The 15,981-nt window shown below is 71.2% G+C and carries 17 protein-coding genes; 6 read left to right on the top strand and 11 right to left on the bottom strand.

Annotated elements, in window-relative coordinates:
• Positions 1-10 precede the first annotated feature (10 nt).
• Positions 11-787: a phosphate ABC transporter ATP-binding protein PstB gene (gene pstB / locus ACWC1K_RS32100; RefSeq protein ID WP_450836448.1), complete on the top strand. Its 777-nt coding sequence runs from the start codon at positions 11-13 to the stop codon at positions 785-787.
• A 203-nt stretch (positions 788-990) separates the two neighbouring features.
• Here the strand turns inward: pstB and ACWC1K_RS32095 are convergent, their stop codons facing one another.
• A complete protein-coding gene (locus ACWC1K_RS32095) occupies positions 991-1,989 on the bottom strand; it encodes an anion permease (RefSeq protein ID WP_450836447.1) in 999 nt (332 codons plus the stop codon).
• 7 nt (positions 1,990-1,996) lie between these two features.
• Entirely contained in the window at positions 1,997-2,617 is a 621-nt protein-coding gene (locus ACWC1K_RS32090) for a DUF47 domain-containing protein (protein ID WP_450836446.1), read from the bottom strand.
• A gap of 224 nt (positions 2,618-2,841) precedes the next feature.
• Here ACWC1K_RS32090 and ACWC1K_RS32085 point away from each other — a divergent pair, with 224 nt between their 5' ends.
• The gene (locus ACWC1K_RS32085) at positions 2,842-3,180 is read left to right on the top strand and encodes a metal-sensitive transcriptional regulator (RefSeq protein ID WP_351480460.1); all 339 of its coding nucleotides are present in this window, start codon (positions 2,842-2,844) and stop codon (positions 3,178-3,180) included.
• Positions 3,181-3,207: 27 nt separating this feature from the next.
• On the opposite strand, the gene ACWC1K_RS32080 is transcribed toward ACWC1K_RS32085, so the two are convergent.
• From ACWC1K_RS32080 to ACWC1K_RS32040, 9 genes are all read right to left on the bottom strand, one after another.
• Entirely contained in the window at positions 3,208-3,375 is a 168-nt protein-coding gene (locus ACWC1K_RS32080) for a hypothetical protein (protein WP_181922833.1), read from the bottom strand.
• A gap of 119 nt (positions 3,376-3,494) precedes the next feature.
• Entirely contained in the window at positions 3,495-4,322 is an 828-nt protein-coding gene (locus tag ACWC1K_RS32075) for a hypothetical protein (RefSeq protein ID WP_450836445.1), read from the bottom strand.
• 281 nt (positions 4,323-4,603) lie between these two features.
• Complete coding sequence (locus tag ACWC1K_RS32070; RefSeq protein ID WP_450836444.1) at positions 4,604-5,026, bottom strand: NUDIX hydrolase; 423 nt, start codon at positions 5,024-5,026, stop codon at positions 4,604-4,606.
• Between the two features lie 51 nt (positions 5,027-5,077).
• Positions 5,078-6,211 carry a CHAD domain-containing protein gene (locus tag ACWC1K_RS32065; protein WP_450836443.1) on the bottom strand — a complete coding sequence of 378 codons (1,134 nt, stop codon included), beginning with the start codon at positions 6,209-6,211 and terminating at the stop codon, positions 5,078-5,080.
• The gene (locus ACWC1K_RS32060; protein ID WP_450836442.1) at positions 6,192-8,426 is read right to left on the bottom strand and encodes an RNA degradosome polyphosphate kinase; all 2,235 of its coding nucleotides are present in this window, start codon (positions 8,424-8,426) and stop codon (positions 6,192-6,194) included. Before ACWC1K_RS32060 ends, ACWC1K_RS32065 begins: the two co-directional genes overlap by 20 nt.
• Before the next feature lie 315 nt (positions 8,427-8,741).
• Positions 8,742-9,608 (bottom strand): hypothetical protein, encoded by an 867-nt coding sequence (locus ACWC1K_RS32055; protein WP_450836441.1) that lies wholly within the window; start codon positions 9,606-9,608, stop codon positions 8,742-8,744.
• Positions 9,605-10,570: a hypothetical protein gene (locus tag ACWC1K_RS32050; RefSeq protein ID WP_450836440.1), complete on the bottom strand. Its 966-nt coding sequence runs from the start codon at positions 10,568-10,570 to the stop codon at positions 9,605-9,607. The genes ACWC1K_RS32055 and ACWC1K_RS32050 overlap by 4 nt, the downstream gene beginning before the upstream one ends.
• A complete protein-coding gene (locus ACWC1K_RS32045) occupies positions 10,567-11,484 on the bottom strand; it encodes an ABC transporter ATP-binding protein (protein WP_450836439.1) in 918 nt (305 codons plus the stop codon). The genes ACWC1K_RS32050 and ACWC1K_RS32045 overlap by 4 nt, the downstream gene beginning before the upstream one ends.
• Positions 11,481-11,891 carry a GntR family transcriptional regulator gene (locus tag ACWC1K_RS32040; RefSeq protein ID WP_450836438.1) on the bottom strand — a complete coding sequence of 137 codons (411 nt, stop codon included), beginning with the start codon at positions 11,889-11,891 and terminating at the stop codon, positions 11,481-11,483. The genes ACWC1K_RS32045 and ACWC1K_RS32040 overlap by 4 nt, the downstream gene beginning before the upstream one ends.
• A gap of 133 nt (positions 11,892-12,024) precedes the next feature.
• Here ACWC1K_RS32040 and ACWC1K_RS32035 point away from each other — a divergent pair, with 133 nt between their 5' ends.
• The 4 genes from ACWC1K_RS32035 (at position 12,025) to ACWC1K_RS32020 (ending at position 15,980) form a co-directional block, all read left to right on the top strand.
• Positions 12,025-12,564 (top strand): RNA polymerase sigma factor, encoded by a 540-nt coding sequence (locus ACWC1K_RS32035; protein WP_123966031.1) that lies wholly within the window; start codon positions 12,025-12,027, stop codon positions 12,562-12,564.
• A 127-nt stretch (positions 12,565-12,691) separates the two neighbouring features.
• Positions 12,692-13,522 carry a zf-HC2 domain-containing protein gene (locus tag ACWC1K_RS32030; RefSeq protein WP_450836437.1) on the top strand — a complete coding sequence of 277 codons (831 nt, stop codon included), beginning with the start codon at positions 12,692-12,694 and terminating at the stop codon, positions 13,520-13,522.
• Complete coding sequence (locus ACWC1K_RS32025; protein WP_450836436.1) at positions 13,519-14,379, top strand: ABC transporter ATP-binding protein; 861 nt, start codon at positions 13,519-13,521, stop codon at positions 14,377-14,379. Before ACWC1K_RS32030 ends, ACWC1K_RS32025 begins: the two co-directional genes overlap by 4 nt.
• Entirely contained in the window at positions 14,376-15,980 is a 1,605-nt protein-coding gene (locus ACWC1K_RS32020; protein ID WP_450836435.1) for an ABC transporter permease, read from the top strand. Before ACWC1K_RS32025 ends, ACWC1K_RS32020 begins: the two co-directional genes overlap by 4 nt.
• The last annotated feature ends 1 nt before the right edge of the window (position 15,981 follow it).

Here is a 15,981-nt window from a genome sequence, read left to right as displayed (position 1 = left end):
TGACGTAATCATGGCCAAGCGAATCGACGTAAGCGGGCTCACCGCCTACTACGGCGCCCACAAGGCGATCGAAGACATCTCGATGACGGTCGAGCCGCGTTCGGTGACGGCGTTCATCGGACCCTCCGGCTGCGGCAAGTCGACGTTCCTGCGCACCCTCAACCGGATGCACGAGGTCACGCCCGGCGGCCGGGTCGAGGGCAAGGTGCTGCTGGACGACGTGGACCTGTACGGGCAGGGCATCGACCCGGTGTCCGTGCGCCGCGAGGTCGGCATGGTGTTCCAGCGGCCGAACCCGTTCCCGACGATGTCGATCTTCGACAACGTGGCGGCGGGGCTGCGCCTGAACGGCTCGTACAAGAAGTCCGAGCTGGCGGACGTCGTCGAGAAGTCCCTGAAGGGCGCGAACCTCTGGAACGAGGTCAAGGACCGGCTCAACAAGCCCGGTTCGGGTCTTTCCGGTGGTCAGCAGCAGCGTCTGTGCATCGCGCGGGCGATCGCGGTCGAGCCGAAGGTGCTGCTCATGGACGAGCCCTGCTCGGCCCTCGACCCGATCTCCACGCTCGCCATCGAGGACCTGATCGGTGAGCTGAAGGAACGGTTCACGATCGTCATCGTGACGCACAACATGCAGCAGGCGGCGCGTGTCTCGGACCGTACGGCGTTCTTCAACCTGGCGGCGGTCGGGCAGCCCGGCAAGCTGATCGAGATCGACGACACGGAGCGGATCTTCTCCAACCCGTCGGTCCAGGCGACGGAGGACTACATCTCCGGCCGCTTCGGCTGAGCCTTCGAGACCCCTCGCGGTGCTGCATGGCGGTGCCACCGCGAGGACGATGAAGGGCCCGCCCCCGGCTCCCGGGGGCGGGCCCGTCGTCATACCTGGGGGCTGCGCCCCCGGACCCCGTTCGGCCCTTAAGGGGCCTCGTCCTCAAACGCCGGACGGGCTGAAAGACCAAGCCCAGGGCGGTGAGAATTCAGCCCGGCCCCCTACAGGAACGCCAGGTTCACGATCCCGAAGGAGCCCGCCGCCACCAGGGCCGCCGCCGGCATGGTGATGAACCAGCCCATGACGATGTTCTTGGCAACGCCCCAGCGCACCGCGTTCACCCGCTTCGTCGCGCCGACGCCCATGATGGCCGAGGTGATGACGTGGGTCGTCGAGATGGGGGCCTTGAACAGGTACGCCGTGGTGAACATGATCGACGCACCGGTCGTCTCGGCGGCGAAGCCCTGCGGGGGGTCGAGCTCGATGATCTTCCGGCCCAGCGTGCGCATGATGCGCCAGCCGCCGGCGTACGTGCCGAGGGACAGCATGAGGGCGCAGACGATCTTCACCCAGACCGGGATCGGGTCGGCGAAGGTCTGGTGGCCGGAAATGACCAGTGCCATCACGACCACGCCCATGGTCTTCTGCGCGTCCTGAAGGCCGTGGCCGAGGGCCATGCCCGCCGCCGAGACGGTCTGGGCGATGCGGAAACCGCGCTTGGCCTTGTGCGGGTTGGACCGGCGGAACAACCACATGATCGCCAGCATCACCAGGTAGCCGGCGATCAGGCCGACCACCGGCGACACGAACATCGGGATGACGACCTTGTCCAGGACGCCGCTCCAGAGCACGTCGGTGCCGCCCGCGAGCGCCGCGCCGACCAGGCCGCCGAACAGTGCGTGGGAGGACGAGGAGGGCAGGCCGAAGTACCAGGTGATCAGGTTCCACACGATCGCGCCGGTGAGCGCCGCGAAGAGGATGCCCATCCCCCTGGAGCCCTGCGGCGTCTCGATCAGGCCCTCACTGACCGTCTTGGCCACCCCGTTGCCGAGGAACGCACCCAGCATGTTCATCGCCGCGGCCATCGCCAGCGCCGCCCGGGGCGTCAGCGCCCGCGTCGAGACGGACGTCGCGATCGCGTTCGCCGAGTCGTGGAAGCCGTTCGTGTACGTGAAGAAGAGCGCGACCGCGATGGTCACGACCAGAGCGAAGGTGTCCATGGAGGGGTCAGGACTCCTTGACGGCGATGGTCTCCACCGTGTTCGCCACGTGCTCGAACGCGTCCGCCGCCTCCTCCAGTACGTCCACGATCTGCTTGAGCTTGAGCACCTCGATCGCGTCGTACTTGCCGTTGAAGAGATGCGCGAGCAGCTTGCGGTGGATCTGGTCGGCCTGGTTCTCGAGGCGGTTGACCTCGATCCAGTACTCGGTCAGATTGTCCAGGGTGCGGAGGTTCGGCATGGCTTCCGCCGTCAGCTCGGCCGCCCGCGCCAGGACCTCGATCTGCTGCTCGACGCCCTTGGGGAGTTCCTCGACGTTGTAGAGGACGACCAGGTCGACGGCCTCCTCCATGAAGTCCATGATGTCGTCGAGGGACGAGGCGAGGGAGTAGATGTCCTCGCGGTCGAACGGCGTGATGAACGAGGAGTTCAGCTGGTGGAAGATCGCGTGCGTGGCGTCGTCGCCTGCGTGTTCAGCGGCCCGCATACGCTCTGCGATCTCGGCCCGGGCAGGTGTGTCCGCCCCGAGCAGTTCCATCAGGAGCTTCGAGCCGGTGACGATGTTGTCCGCGGACGCGGCGAACATGTCGTAGAAGCTCGTCTCCCTGGGGGTCAGACGAAAGCGCACGTGGGGTCCTCTAGATGCTTCGGTTTCGGTCAGGGTGATGCTAGGCGCATCATCCGGCCACGGCTAATGGGCCGCCCCCCAGTGTCGCCCATCGGGCAGAGTGGTCGGCACGGGGGCGGTACGCAGGCCCGGTCCCGGCAGGGGCCAAGGGCCGTATACCCGGCAAAGTTCGATACCATATACCCACCAGGGGTATATGTCCGCATGTCTTACGGGAGGACGCGATGACGACCACCGAGGCCGGCGCGGCGGCGCCCTCCGACGAGAGCACGCAGAACACGACGCACGGCTACCACAAGCAGAAGGACGAGCACCTCAAGCGCCTGCGCCGGATCGAGGGCCAGATCCGTGGCCTGCAGCGGATGGTCGACGAGGACGTCTACTGCATCGACATACTCACCCAGGTGTCCGCCTCCACCAAAGCCCTGCAGTCCTTCGCGCTGCAGCTCCTGGAGGAACACCTGCGGCACTGCGTCGCCGATGCGGCCGTCCGCGGCGGTGACGAGATCGACGCCAAGGTGGACGAGGCGACGAAGGCGATCGCCCGGCTGCTGCGCACCTGAACCCGCCGGTGCGGGCCCAGCCTCCGGCTAGTCGCCGGAGGCGGCGCGCTCCTCGGCCACTTTCAGCACCTCGTCGATGCTCTCCAGGCTGAGCCGGTCCTCCGCGGCCGAGGCCGCGATGATCAGCTCTCCGCACAGCTCGATCTCGGCGAGGGCCACGTGGTCCTGAACTGCCGTACCGCCGACCGGAGCCACGTGCATCACCTCATCTCTGCCGTTACCGACTTCCTAGAGTAGGGAGCGGCCTACACGCCGCGCATGGCACGGACGGGCTAGTTCTTGATGCTCGTCAGATCATCCTCAAGCAGGGCCCGCTACTCGGCGATCTTCCCTGCGTAGATGTCCTTCGAGGCCGGCAGCCGTACGTCGACGGGGGCCCCGAAGTCGTACAGCAGCGTCGTCGAGGCGACCGCGACGGTGCCCTTCTGGAGGCCGTTGACAAAGCTGAACCGGTGCCGGATCTTGCGGATGCGGCCCTGGTCGTCGAGGTAGACGTCGAACGGGACCTCGGCCGTGGCGAACCCTTTCGCCGCCGCCGCGAGGGCCTCCCCGACGCCCTTCGAGGCGTGCCGCGCAGCCAGGGTGAGGTCGGCGGTGCCGCGGTAGTGCCGCACCTCGACACCCGCGAACTCGGTCCGGCCGAGATACGTGGCCCTGCGCGTCCCGCGCAGCAACTCGGCCGCGGCATACGGGTCGGTGGCGCCGCCGGTCACCAGGTTGCCGTCGGACAGGGTGGCCGTGTCGACCCGTACCCACTTGTCGGCGGGCACTCCCGCGCCCCGGTTCTTCATGAACAGGGCGCCGGGCGCGAGGAGTTCGGTGATCGGGCGGTGGTCGGCGGTGCCGGACGGGTTCTGCGGGAGCTGCACCTTGAGCCGGCCGAGCTGCCGGCGGTAGTCGTAGTCGCCCTCGCCGCGGATGGTGACACGGGTGCCGCCGATGGCCATCTCCATCGAGGTGGTCGCCCTTGAACTGCCCGCTTCCACCAGGGTTTCGGCGGCGCGGTGCAGGATCTCGACGGGATCGGAGGCGCGGGGGTCCTCGGCGGCGGACCCGGTTCCGGAGCAGCCGCCGGCCCCCATGCAGACACAGACCATGAGTCCTGCCGTGACGACCGTCCCCCTGCGCTGCCGCTCCGCCATCGCCTGTCTACCCCCAGCCGGTACGTCCGTCACGGGCCCCCTGTCGTTCCGGATAACGACGGCTGGGTGGGGCCGTCACGCATACCGGCTCGGCTGCCGGAGGCGGCCGGTGAATGCGGCACTCGGGGTGGGTAACGTTGTCACGTGGCGCAGCAGGAACATCGCACGACAACGGTCGAACAGGGCCGGTTCTGTATCGCTCGGTGCAGCTGCGGCTGGCGCGGGCCCGCTCGCAGAGCGCGCAGCCAGGCCCGGGCGGACGCCGAAGGGCATGCGAGCCTTCAGGCGTGACGCAACGTCGTCAGTAGTTCGTCGACCAGGGTGCGGTCGCGGTACTGAGTCAGCCGACTGCGGGCCGCGGCGGGGGAGAGCCACAGGATGCGGTCCACCTCCGTGGTGGGGGTGAAGCCGCCGGAGACCGCCTCGGCCGCCCAGTAACGGACCTGTTTGGGGCGGCCGCCCGCGAAATAGCGCAGGGTGGACAGCTCGGCGCCCGGTTCCGCCGTGTAGCCGGACTCCTCGGCCACCTCGCGCAGGGCGCCCGCCAGGTGGTCCTCGCCCCGCTTCAGCTTGCCCTTGGGGTGGGACCAGTCGTCGTACTTCGGCCGGTGGACGAGGCAGATCTCCACCTCGCCGTCGACCGGGGAGCGTCGCCACAGGACGCAGCCGGATGCCTGGATGAGAGTGTCGTTGGTGTGGGCCACGGGTGGGTCACCGCCTCCTTCGACTGGGGTTGTGGGGCCGGGGCGGCCGGCTCAGGGCGTGCTCACCGCCTGCTTCTGCCAGGACTGCTGGAAGGCGAAGCGGGCGGCTTCCACTTCGTGCCGCTGGTCCGCGTGGAGCACGCCGAGTGCGTACGCCGTCGCCGGGGCGATACGGGGGGTACGGGCCGCCGAGGCCGCGGCCGCCGCCGCCTCGGAGGCGTCGCGGTGCCGGTCCAGGGCCTGGCCCGCGGTCAGCAGGCGGAGGTCGGTCGGGCCGTCGGTGCCGTGCAGGGCCTCGCGGGCGTAGCGGTGCAGGCGCAGCAGCAGGCGGACCTGGTGCCAGGGGGCGTCCTGGGGGTGCGGGGACGGGTCCGGGGAGAGGCCGTGGATGAGGGCCTCGGCGTTGTAGGGGCTGCCCGCGGTGACGAGGGGGAGCGCGGTGATGGCGTCGGTGAGGCGCTCCTCGGCGGCCTTGGCGAGGGGGCGGAGGTCGGTGGCGGGGGCGGTGGGGGTGAGGGGGACTTCGCTGGCCAGTAAGGCGATCTTGTCCGCTACGGCGTGGAAGCGGCTGGATCCCAGGGCCTGGAGGGCTGTTGAGTGGGCTCGGGTGCGGGCCAGTGTGAGTTGGCGTTCGAGCAGAGCCCCTGCTTTGGCTGCGCCAACTGTCAGGTTTCCGCGGTCCGTTGTGGGCGGGCTAGGGGGACCGGCGGTGCCGGGTGCCGCTTTCAGTGGGGCCGCCCCAGCGGCACGACGGCCCGCAGCCGCATCGGCGCCACTGCCCACAACGGCGCCGATGGCTGAAGACGTGGCCGCCGCTGCAGACTGCGCCGGGAAGGCCGTCGCCCCCGACAACCTGTGCAGTGCCAGCAGCAGTCGTTCCATCCTTGCCGCGTAGGCGTGTTCCATGGCCAAGGTGCCGGAGAGCCAGGCCAGTTCGGGCTGGAGGGACTCCGACCATTCCGGTTCCAGGAGGGGGCGGAACGTGTGCAGGCTGGCGCTGATGCGGCGGACCGAGCGGCGCAGGGCGCGGGCCGCGTCGGCGGGGTCCTCCGCGCCGTTGACTGTCGCACCGCCGGTCTCCCGGTGCAGCCGCAGGGCGCGGAGGAACTCCGTGGCCTGTGCCCTCAGGTAGCGCCCGAGGGCCTCGCCTTTGGGGTCCGTCGGGTCAAGGTGTTGCTGTGCCACGCCGGCGCCTCCGGGCGTCTATGAGCATCTCCTGGATGTTTCGCAGGGGCCCGCCGTCCGCGTCGGTGGCGTGTCGCGTCCACTCGCCGTCCGGGCCGAGGTGCCAGGAGGCGGTGGTGTCGGACATGCCGGTCTCCAACAGCCGGTTCAGGGCGGCGCGGTGGGCCGGGTCGGTAACCCTGACCAGGGCCTCGATACGGCGATCGAGGTTGCGGTGCATCATGTCGGCGCTGCCGATCCACACCTCGGGCTCGCCGCCGTTGCCGAAGGCGAAGACCCGGGAGTGTTCGAGGAAGCGGCCGAGGATCGAGCGGACCCGGATGTTCTCCGACAGGCCCGTGACGCCGGGGCGGATCGCGCAGATGCCGCGCACCCAGACGTCGACCGGCACGCCGGCCTGGGACGCCCGGTAGAGCGCGTCGATGAGGGCCTCGTCGACCATCGAGTTGACCTTGATGCGGATGAAGGCCGGACGGCCCGCACGGTGGTGCTGGGCCTCCTTGTTGATCCGCGCGATCAGGCCGTCGCGCAGGGACTTGGGGGCGACGAGCAGACGGCGGTACGTCTCGCGGCGCGAGTAGCCGGAGAGGCGGTTGAAGAGGTCGGAGAGGTCGGCGCCGACCTGGGGGTCGGCGGTCAGCAGGCCGAGGTCCTCGTAAAGCCGCGCGGTCTTCGGGTGGTAGTTGCCGGTGCCGACGTGGCTGTAACGCCGTAGCGTGTCGCCTTCCTGACGGACCACCAGGGACAGCTTGCAGTGGGTCTTCAGGCCGACCAGGCCGTAGACGACGTGGCAGCCGGCCTCCTCCAGCTTGCGCGCCCACTTGATGTTGGCGTGCTCGTCGAAGCGGGCCTTGATCTCGACGAGGACGAGGACCTGCTTGCCGGCCTCGGCCGCGTCGATGAGCGCGTTGACTATGGGGGAGTCGCCGGAGGTCCGGTAGAGGGTCTGCTTGATCGCGAGGACGTCCTCGTCCTCGGCCGCCTGCTCCAGGAACGCCTGCACCGACGTGGAGAAGGAGTCGTACGGGTGGTGCAGCAGCACGTCCCGGCTGCGCAGCGCGGCGAAGATGTCGGGGGCGGACGCCGACTCGACCTCGGCGAGGTCGCGGTGGACGCCGGCGATGAACTTCTTGTACTTGAGCTCGGGACGGTCCAGACCCGCGATGCGGAAGAGGCCCGTGAGGTCCAGGGGGCCCGGCAGCGGGTAGACCTCGGCCTCGGAGATCTTCAGTTCGCGCACCAGCAGGTCCAGGACCTCGCGGTCGATGGACTCCTCGACCTCCAGGCGCACCGGCGGCCCGAAGCGGCGCCGCATGAGCTCCTTCTCCAGGGCCTGGAGCAGGTTCTCGGCGTCGTCCTCCTCGACCTCCAGGTCCTCGTTCCTGGTCAGCCGGAAGGCGTGGTGCTCCAGGACCTCCATGCCCGGGAACAGCTCCTCCAGGTGGGCGGCGATGACGTCCTCTATGGGGACGTAGCGGCCGGGGGAGCTCTCCAGGAAGCGGGACAGCAGCGGCGGGACCTTGACGCGGGCGAAGTGCCTGTGGCCGGTGACCGGGTTGCGTACGACCACGGCCAGGTTCAGGGAGAGGCCCGAGATGTAGGGGAAGGGGTGCGCGGGGTCGACCGCGAGGGGGGTGAGCACCGGGAAGATCTGGTGGCGGAAGAGGGTGAACAGGCGGGCCTGCTCCTTCTCCGTCAGCTCGCTCCAGCGGACCAGGTGGATGCCCTCCTCCGCGAGGGCGGGGGCGACGTCCTCGTGGTAGCAGGCGGCGTGCCGGGCCATGAGCTCGCGGGAGCGGGCCCAGATCATCTCCAGGACCTCGCGGGGCTGGAGGCCGGAGGCGGAGCGGGTGGCGACACCCGTCGCGATACGGCGCTTCAGACCGGCCACCCGGACCATGAAGAACTCGTCGAGGTTGCTCGCGAAGATCGCGAGGAAGTTGGCGCGCTCCAGCAGCGGGGTGTTCGGGTCCTCGGCGAGTTCGAGGACCCGCTCGTTGAACGCCAGCCAGCTGCGCTCCCGGTCGAGGAAACGACCCTGCGGCAACTGAGGGCCGTCGTACGGCGACTCCTCGTAGGCATCGAGATCGGCATCGATGTCGGGTTCCAGGTCGGAGACCGCGGCGGCCACCGTGTGCGGGCGGTGCGCGGCTATGGAGCCCACGGAGGGCTGCGCGTGCTGGACCTGTGCCTGGGCGGTGTCTGGCTGACTCATGAACCCATTCTTCCGCGTTCCCAGCGATACGGGCGCGTCGGAAAGCGCGGGTGGGAGTGCCTTTACGGAGCGGAAGGCGTCCCCGTCCCCCGCGGGCCCCTCGGGAGGCGGCGAAGGCTGTGGCACGGAGGGCGTCATTGGCCGAGCGTCGCAAGCCTGTCTGAACCGTTGGTTACGGCGACATGGCGTGCGGGATATCTGGGGGCGGCTCCGGAGCGTCCACGTCGGCGAGGCCGCCGTAACAGACTGCTGGGAGCCGCCCCGAGAATACGTACGTCCATCCCCCCGTGGAAGGACGTACGCGCATCGGATGCCTCACATCGTGCGAGCGGTGCGGCTTCGCAGGACGAGGAACGAGGCGGTGGTCGCGAGGGCGGCGATCGTGAGGACGATGCCGGTCTCGACGAGGTTCATGGGCCAGAAGTGGGACTGGGGGTGGTAGACGGCGTACCGGCCGTCGGCGCCGGAGCCGTTCTCCACCTGCCACCAGCTGTTGGACGGCTCGAATCCGGTGACGGAGGTGCGGGTCACCGTCGGCCAGAGATCCTTGCGGTGCAGCTCCATGTACCGGTTCAGCGCGATCATCACGGCGACGGCGAGACCGAGCGCGGGCAGCGAGCGGCGCAGCGTCAAGGCGGCGAGCGCGCCGACCGCGAGGGCACACAGGGCCCATGCCACCACGGCCGGACCGCGGGCGGCGAAGACGTCGTTGAACGTCCAGTCGTCGCCCATCAGGTCGCGGTTGGCCGACCAGGCCCATCGGTAGACCGGGACGAAGAGCACACCGCCGAGGACGATCACCAGCGCGGGCGAGGCGAGTTTCGTCGCCAGCCAGCGGGCCGGGCTGACACCCTGGGTCCAGGCCAGCCGCGCGGTGCCGCTCTCCAGTTCACGGCCGATCAGCGCGGCGCCCGCCCAGGCGGCCACGGCCCAGAAGCTGTAATAGACGACCGTGCTGATCCAGCCCATGGGCTCGGCGTAGTCGCGGGTCGCCAGGAACGCCGTGCAGAAGCCCGCGTCGGGTGTGCAGGTGGCCACCTGCGCACGCGCGTCGGGCGCGGTGACCTCGTTCAGCCACACCAGATACGCGACGGCGCCCAGGACGAAGGCCGACCACACGATCAGCGCCGTGCGGTGCACCCGCACGACGGTGCGCGCGGTGCCGGTGGCGAGGGCCGTCATGCGAGGGACTCCTTGCGGGCGGCCCGGGTGCGGCGGGGCAGGAGACGGAAGGCGAGGACGGTCGCGAGGGCGGCGACGGCCAGGACGATGCCGGTCTCCACGAGATGGAGGGGCCAGTAGTGGGACTGGGGGTGGTAGACCGAGTAGTAGCCGGTGATGTCGTGGTCGGCGGCGCACTGCTTGACCTGGGCGGGGTTGCCCCCGCACGGCGAGCCGCCGGGGCGCGCGACGCGGTGGCCGTGCTCGATGGTCCCGTGCTCCAGCTGCCACACGTACCTGAGCCAGATGCCCTCGTTCGCCGAGACGCGGGTCACCGACGGCCAGAGGTGCTCGCGGAAGCGTTCCAGGGCGAAGTGCAGCGCCCAGGTCGCGGCGAGGGAGACGCCGAGGGCGGGCAGGGTGCGGCGCAGCAGCAGGGCGGTGAGCGTGCCGACGCCGAGGGCGCACAGGGCGTACGCCACCACGGCCGGACCGCGGGCCACGAAGGTGACGACGGAGGTCCAGTCGCCGTCCCGCAGGGCGGGGTGCGCGCTCCAGGCCCTGCGATACGCCAGGACCAGCGCCGTGCAGCCCAGCGTGAGCACAGTTGCGGGCACGGCCAGCTTGGCGGCCAGCCAGCGGGCCGGGGAGACGCCCTGCGTCCACGCCAACTGCGCGGTGCCGGACTCCAGTTCGCGGCCGATCAGGGAGGCGCCCGCCCAGGCGGCCACGGCGAGGGAGCTGTAGCAGATGAGCGTCGCGACCCAGACGGTCCGCTGGCCGTAGTTCAGCTGGTCCAGGATGTTGCAGGTCTCGTGGTGGTCGCAGTAGGCCCGCTCCCGCTCGCCGGCGCTCGACGTCACCGTGTTCAGCCAGACCAGCCAGCCGATCAGGGCGGCGACGAAGGCGCCCCACACGATCAGTGCCGGGCGGTGCAGCCGCAGGACCGTCCGGGGCAGTCCCGGTACGGAGAGCGCGCTCACAGCGCGGCCTTCTCGGACTCGGACGCGGCTTCGGCCGACGTCGTACCCGGGGCCTCGGGGTTGCGCAGGTAGGAGAGGACGAGTTCCTCCAGGGAGGGCGCGCTCGTGCGCAGGCCGTCCGGGAGCGGGCCCGCCGGGCGGATCAGCGCGCTGAGCTGGCGGCCGGTCGTACGGGACTCGACGACGGTGTGCGGGTCGAGGGAGGTCTGCGCCGGGCCGGACACCCGCACATGCGCCTCCAGCAGCTCGTCGATCTCCCCGGCGAGGCGGACGCGGCCACCGCCGATGAGGAGCAGGTGGTCGCAGGAGCCCTCCAGTTCGGAGACCACGTGCGAGGACATCACGATCGTCGTGCCGTACTGCGCGGCCTGCGCCATCAGCACCCCCATCAGTTCGTGCCGGGCCAGCGGGTCGAGGTCGGCCATGGGCTCGTCCAGGAGCAGCAGTTCGGGCCGCTTGGCGAGGGCGAGGGCGAGCGCGACCCGGGTGCGCTGGCCGCCGGAGAGCGCGCGGACCTTCGTCCTGGCGCCGAGGCCGCCGTCGGCGACGACCCGCTCGGCGGTGGGTGCGTCCCACCGGCCCGGGTTGAGGTCGGCGCCCATGCGCAGGGTCTCGGCGACCGTGAGGTGCGGGTAGAGCGGCTTGTCCTGTGCGACGAAGCCCACGCGGGTGCGGGCCGCGGCCGGGTCCGTGCCGAGGACGGTGAGCGTGCCCTCGGTCGGGACCAGCAGCCCGGCGGCGAGCGCCAGCAGCGTGGACTTGCCCGCCCCGTTCGGCCCGACGACGGCGCACACGCGGCCCGCCGGCAGCCGGAAGCCGCAGTCGCGCAGCGCCCAGCCTGCGGCCCCCCGGCGCCTGCCGAAGCGTTTGCCCACGGCGGTCGCCTCCAGGGCGAAGCCGGTGGTGTCGGTCATGAAAGGTCCCCCTGGCTGTGCTGGTCCGAGCTGTGCCGGAAGTGCTTCTCGAGTACGGCGGTGAAGAGCGCGGCCACGTCGTCCCGGTCCAGGCCGGCCGCGCGGGCCTTCGCGGCCCAGGCGTCCAGCTCCCCGTGCAGGGGGGACTCGGCCGGTGCCGTGCCCAGTGACCGTCGTACGAAGGTCCCGAGGCCCCGGCGGGCCTCGACCAGGCCCTCGCGTTCCAGCTCGCGGTAGGCCTTCAGGACTGTGTTCGGGTTGATGGCGGTGGCCTCGACCACCTCGCGGGCTGTGGGCAGCTTGTCCCCCGGTTCCAGCAGGCCCAGACGGAGGGCCTGCTTGGTCTGCTGCACGATCTGGACGTAGGTGGCGACGCCGGAGCGCCGGTCGATGCGGTACTCGACCACGCGGACAACCACCCTTTCACTAATTGAGTAGTGAAAGGGTGGTGGAAGGGGGCCGCAAAAGTCAAGCGAGCGGCCTGGGAAAGTCGAGGGGAATCGTGTGAACCGATCCGCGGGACCGGTCCGATGAGGGGACGTGAGCGAAACGAGAAGCGACGGTGAGCTGCTGCGGGCCGCCGCGGACGGGGACCGGCGCGCCTTCGAGGAGCTGTACCGGCGGTACGCGCCGTGGCTGACCGCCCGGCTGCGCGGCCGGTGCGCCGACGCGGGCGTGGTCGACGACGTCGTACAGGAGACGTTCCTCGCGATCTGGCGGGGCAAGGCCCGCTACCGGGAGGACGGGGACGTCGCCGGGTGGCTGTGGCGGATCGGCTCGCGGCGGCTGATCGACGCGCTGCGGGGCGACGGCGCCCGGGGGCGCCTGAGGCAGGCACTGTCCCGGCTGCGGCACCGGGACGAGGCGTCCGCGGAGGAACGCGTGCTCGCGGGGGTGGAGCACGGGGACCTCGCGGGCGCCCTGGTCCGGCTCTCACCGGAACTGCGCGCGGTGCTCCAGGCCACGGTCATCGACGGCCTGACCACCCGGGAGGCGGCCGTGCTGCTCGGGATACCGCCGGGGACGGTCAAGACACGGGCGATGCGGGCCCGTAAGCAACTGCGGGAGGCGCTGACATGAGCGGGCGGATGTGCGGGCGGGTCTGCCGGGCCGCGGGGTCGGCGCACCGGCATGGAGGTGGCGGTACGGGCAGTCAGGTGCACGACCGGGGTCTGCCGGGCCGTGTTCCGGCGCAGGAGGTGGCGGCATGACCTGGCATGTGGATGCAGAAGACCTACGGGCCTACGCCCGGGGCGAGCTGGCGCCGCCCCTGCTCTGGTCCGCCGACACCCATCTGGTCGCGTGCGCTCAGTGCCGGGGGGTGCTCGCCGAGGTCGGTGACCCGGGACGGGTCGACGCCGGCTGGGAGCGGCTGGACGCCGAGCTCGACGCGCCCCGGCCGGGGGTGTTCGAGGGGCTGCTGATGCGGCTGGGCGTCGCCGACCACACCGCTCGGCTGCTCGCGGCCACGCCCGTGCTGCGCCGTTCCTGGCTCGGTGCGGTCGTCGCCGTGCTGGTGATGAGCGTGGTGGCGGCCCACACCGGCACGGCGGCCGCCTCGCCCGCCCTCTTCCTGGCCCTCGCGCCGCTGCTGCCCCTCGGCGGGGTCGCGCTGTCCTACGGGCCGGCGCTGGACCCGACGTACGAGATGGCGGTCGTCGCGCCGATGCACGGGTTCAAGCTGCTGATGGTGCGGACGGTGGCCGTGCTCACCGCCGTGCTCGGCCTCAGTGGCCTCGCCACCCTCGCGCTGCCCGGGTACGGGCCGGCCGCCCTCGCCTGGCTGCTGCCCGCGCTGGCCCTGACCTCGACCGGGCTGGTCCTCACCGCCCGGCTCGGCCCGGTGCTCGCGCCGTCGCTGGTCGGCGGGGTGTGGGTGGCGCTGCTGCTGGCGGCCCATGCCTATGACGCGGGCGCCACGCCCGTGCCGTTCACCGCGGCCGGCCAGGGGGTGGCGGCGGCGGTCGCCGCGCTCACCGGCGGGCTGCTCTTCCTCGTACGTGACCGTTTCGACCGCTTCCAGGGGGATGCCGTATGACACCGACCGTTTCCGCTTCCGGGCTCAGCCTCCGCTTCGGCGGGACCCAGGCCCTCGACGAGGTGTCGCTGCGGCTGACCTCGGGCGTCACCGGGCTGCTCGGGCCCAACGGGGCCGGGAAGACCACCCTGCTCAGGGTGCTGGCCACCGCCGTGCCCCCGGACCGGGGCGCCTTCACCGTGCTCGGGCACGATCCGGCGACGGCGGCCGGCCGGCAGGAGGTGCGGCGCGGGCTCGGCTATCTGCCGCAGACGCCCGGCTTCCACCCGGACTTCACCGCCTTCGAGTTCGTCGACTACGTGGCGATCCTCAAGGAGATCACCGACCGGGGCGCCCGGCACCGGGAGGTGCGGCGTGTGCTGGACGAGGTCGACCTCGCCGACGTACGCGCCAAGCGCATCAAGAAGCTGTCCGGCGGAATGCGGCAGCGCGTCGCGCTGGCCGCCGCGCTCGTCGGCGACCCCGGCTTCCTCGTCCTCGACGAGCCGACGGTCGGCCTCGACCCCGAACAGCGCATGCGCTTCCGGGAGTTGATCGCACAGGCAGGGGAGGGCCGCACCGTCCTCCTCTCCACCCACCAGACCGAGGACGTGGCGATGCTCTGCCACCGTGTACTGGTGATGGCGGGCGGCCGCATCCGCTTCGACGGCACCCCCGCCGAGCTGACCGCACGGGCGGCCGGACGGGTCTGGAGCAGCACGGAACGCGACCCCGGCGCGAAGGCGGGCTGGCGCACCGGCGCCGGCTCCTTCCGCAACGTCGGCAGCCCGCCCGCCGGCGCCGACCTGCTCGAACCCACCCTGGAGGACGGCTACTTGCTCACCCTGGACGGCGCGGGCGCGGAGGTGGCGGCATGAGCACGGTCATGGAGGAGACGGCCGCGCCCGTCGTGCACGGCGAACAGCGCCGCAGCTGGGCGGCCGTGTTCGCCCTCGCCCGCTTCGAGGCACGCGAACTGCTCCTGCAGATCCCGGTGGCGGTGACCCTGCTGTTCTACGTCGGCTACACCGGCTGGAGGCTGCTCTCCCCACCGGACGGCATGGCCGCCTACCCGGCGCTCCAGGACGTCGACCGGGCGACCCAGACCACGCCCATACTGTTCGGCATCGCCCTGTTCGTCTGCGTCAACCGGGCCGCGCTGCGGTCTCGTCGGCGCGGTACCGACCGGCACTTCGACGTGCTGGTCATGGAGCCATGGCGGCGGACAGCCGGGCATGCCCTGTCCGTGGTGCCGTTCGGTCTCCTGACCGCGCTGGTCGTGCTGGTCCAGTTCAGCTGGCAGGCGCTGCGGCCGGGCGCGGTGGGTCATGGGTCGGTGGCCGAACTGGCCGTGGCGCCCCTGTATGTGCTGCTGTTCGGATTCCTCGGCCTGCTGGTCGCCCGGCTGATCCCGTCCGCGTTCGCCGCCCCTCTCGTGGTGATCGGGCTCTTCACCTTCCTGCTTTTCGTGTCCACGGGGACGAGCGGTGCGGAGTGGAGCCGCTGGCTGTCGCCGGTCGTGAGCGAGACCAGCAACTCGACGCTGCCGACCGACCTGATCGGTCGGCCTGCGGGGTGGCACGCGTTGTATCTGGGCGGGCTGGTGCTGGTGGCGGCTTTTGCCGCGGTGCTCTGGGCCCCGCGGGACGCGGTTGGTCGCCTGCGGCAGCGTCGTGGCTGGTCGCGCCCCGCGGCGGAGCCGCAAATGAACGCAGCCCCGCGCCTGTATGGGGCGCTTGGGATCGCGGGGGCTCTTGCGATCACGGTGGTCGGTGCGGTCGGGCAGTCCGGTGGGGTTTCGCCGGAACTTACGGCAGCCCGGGAGCGGGCCTCGGTTGCGCCGGAGAAGGAGCAGTCGTGCGTGCGGCACGGTGCCTCGCAGTACTGCGCGTTCGACGAGTGGACCGGCCGGACGGGTACCTGGGCCGGGGTCGTCGACCGGGTCCAGGCCCTCGCGGCCGGTCCGGCCGCGAGTCGCCCCCTTCTCGTGCGGCAGCGGATCGAAGCCCGCTACGGCCTCGACGGTGACGCGGCGATCGAGCCGTCCACCACCCCCGGCCAGGTGACCGTCGGCACGCGCTGGGGCGGCAACCGGGTGCCGGAGTTCGCGGTCGCCGTCGCCTCGGTGCTGGTCGGCGGTGACGAGAAGAAGGGCAGCGACCTCTGCGACGGCCGCGTGGTGACGGTGATGTGGCTGGCGCTGGGCCGCGATGCGGACCCGATCGCCGACCTCAGGAACGTCCGCCTCGACGACAGCCTGAGCGGGCCCGCGATCGCGCTGACGCCCACCAACCCGGTGTCGATGTCGGCCGGACAGACCGATGTCGTACGCGAACTGCTCTCCCGTCCGCGTGCCGAGGTCACGTCCGCCGTCAAGTCCCACTGGGCGCGGCTGACCGCTCCAGGGGTGACCACGGCCGAGGTGGCCCGGGTGCTCGGGACCGAGGTGCCGAAGGGGGCGGACGAGTGTGGGAAGTGAA

It is taken from the genome of Streptomyces sp. NPDC001492 (genome assembly GCF_053597275.1).
The sequence above is the reverse complement of the archived record's forward strand: the minus strand, read 5'-3'. Positions and strand labels throughout refer to the sequence as shown.

Excerpts from the sequence above, each read along its gene's own strand:
- ACWC1K_RS32025 (WP_450836436.1), top strand. The coding sequence starts at position 13,519 with ATGACACCGACCGTTTCCGCTTCCGGGCTCAGCCTCCGCTTCGGCGGG.
- ACWC1K_RS32095 (WP_450836447.1), bottom strand. The coding sequence starts at position 1,989 with ATGGACACCTTCGCTCTGGTCGTGACCATCGCGGTCGCGCTCTTCTTC.
- ACWC1K_RS32075 (WP_450836445.1), bottom strand. The coding sequence starts at position 4,322 with ATGGCGGAGCGGCAGCGCAGGGGGACGGTCGTCACGGCAGGACTCATG.
- ACWC1K_RS32045 (WP_450836439.1), bottom strand. The coding sequence starts at position 11,484 with ATGACCGACACCACCGGCTTCGCCCTGGAGGCGACCGCCGTGGGCAAA.
- ACWC1K_RS32020 (WP_450836435.1), top strand. The coding sequence starts at position 14,376 with ATGAGCACGGTCATGGAGGAGACGGCCGCGCCCGTCGTGCACGGCGAA.
- ACWC1K_RS32085 (WP_351480460.1), top strand. The coding sequence starts at position 2,842 with ATGACGACCACCGAGGCCGGCGCGGCGGCGCCCTCCGACGAGAGCACG.
- ACWC1K_RS32060 (WP_450836442.1), bottom strand. The coding sequence starts at position 8,426 with ATGAGTCAGCCAGACACCGCCCAGGCACAGGTCCAGCACGCGCAGCCC.
- ACWC1K_RS32055 (WP_450836441.1), bottom strand. The coding sequence starts at position 9,608 with ATGACGGCCCTCGCCACCGGCACCGCGCGCACCGTCGTGCGGGTGCAC.
- pstB (WP_450836448.1), top strand. The coding sequence starts at position 11 with ATGGCCAAGCGAATCGACGTAAGCGGGCTCACCGCCTACTACGGCGCC.
- ACWC1K_RS32030 (WP_450836437.1), top strand. The coding sequence starts at position 12,692 with ATGACCTGGCATGTGGATGCAGAAGACCTACGGGCCTACGCCCGGGGC.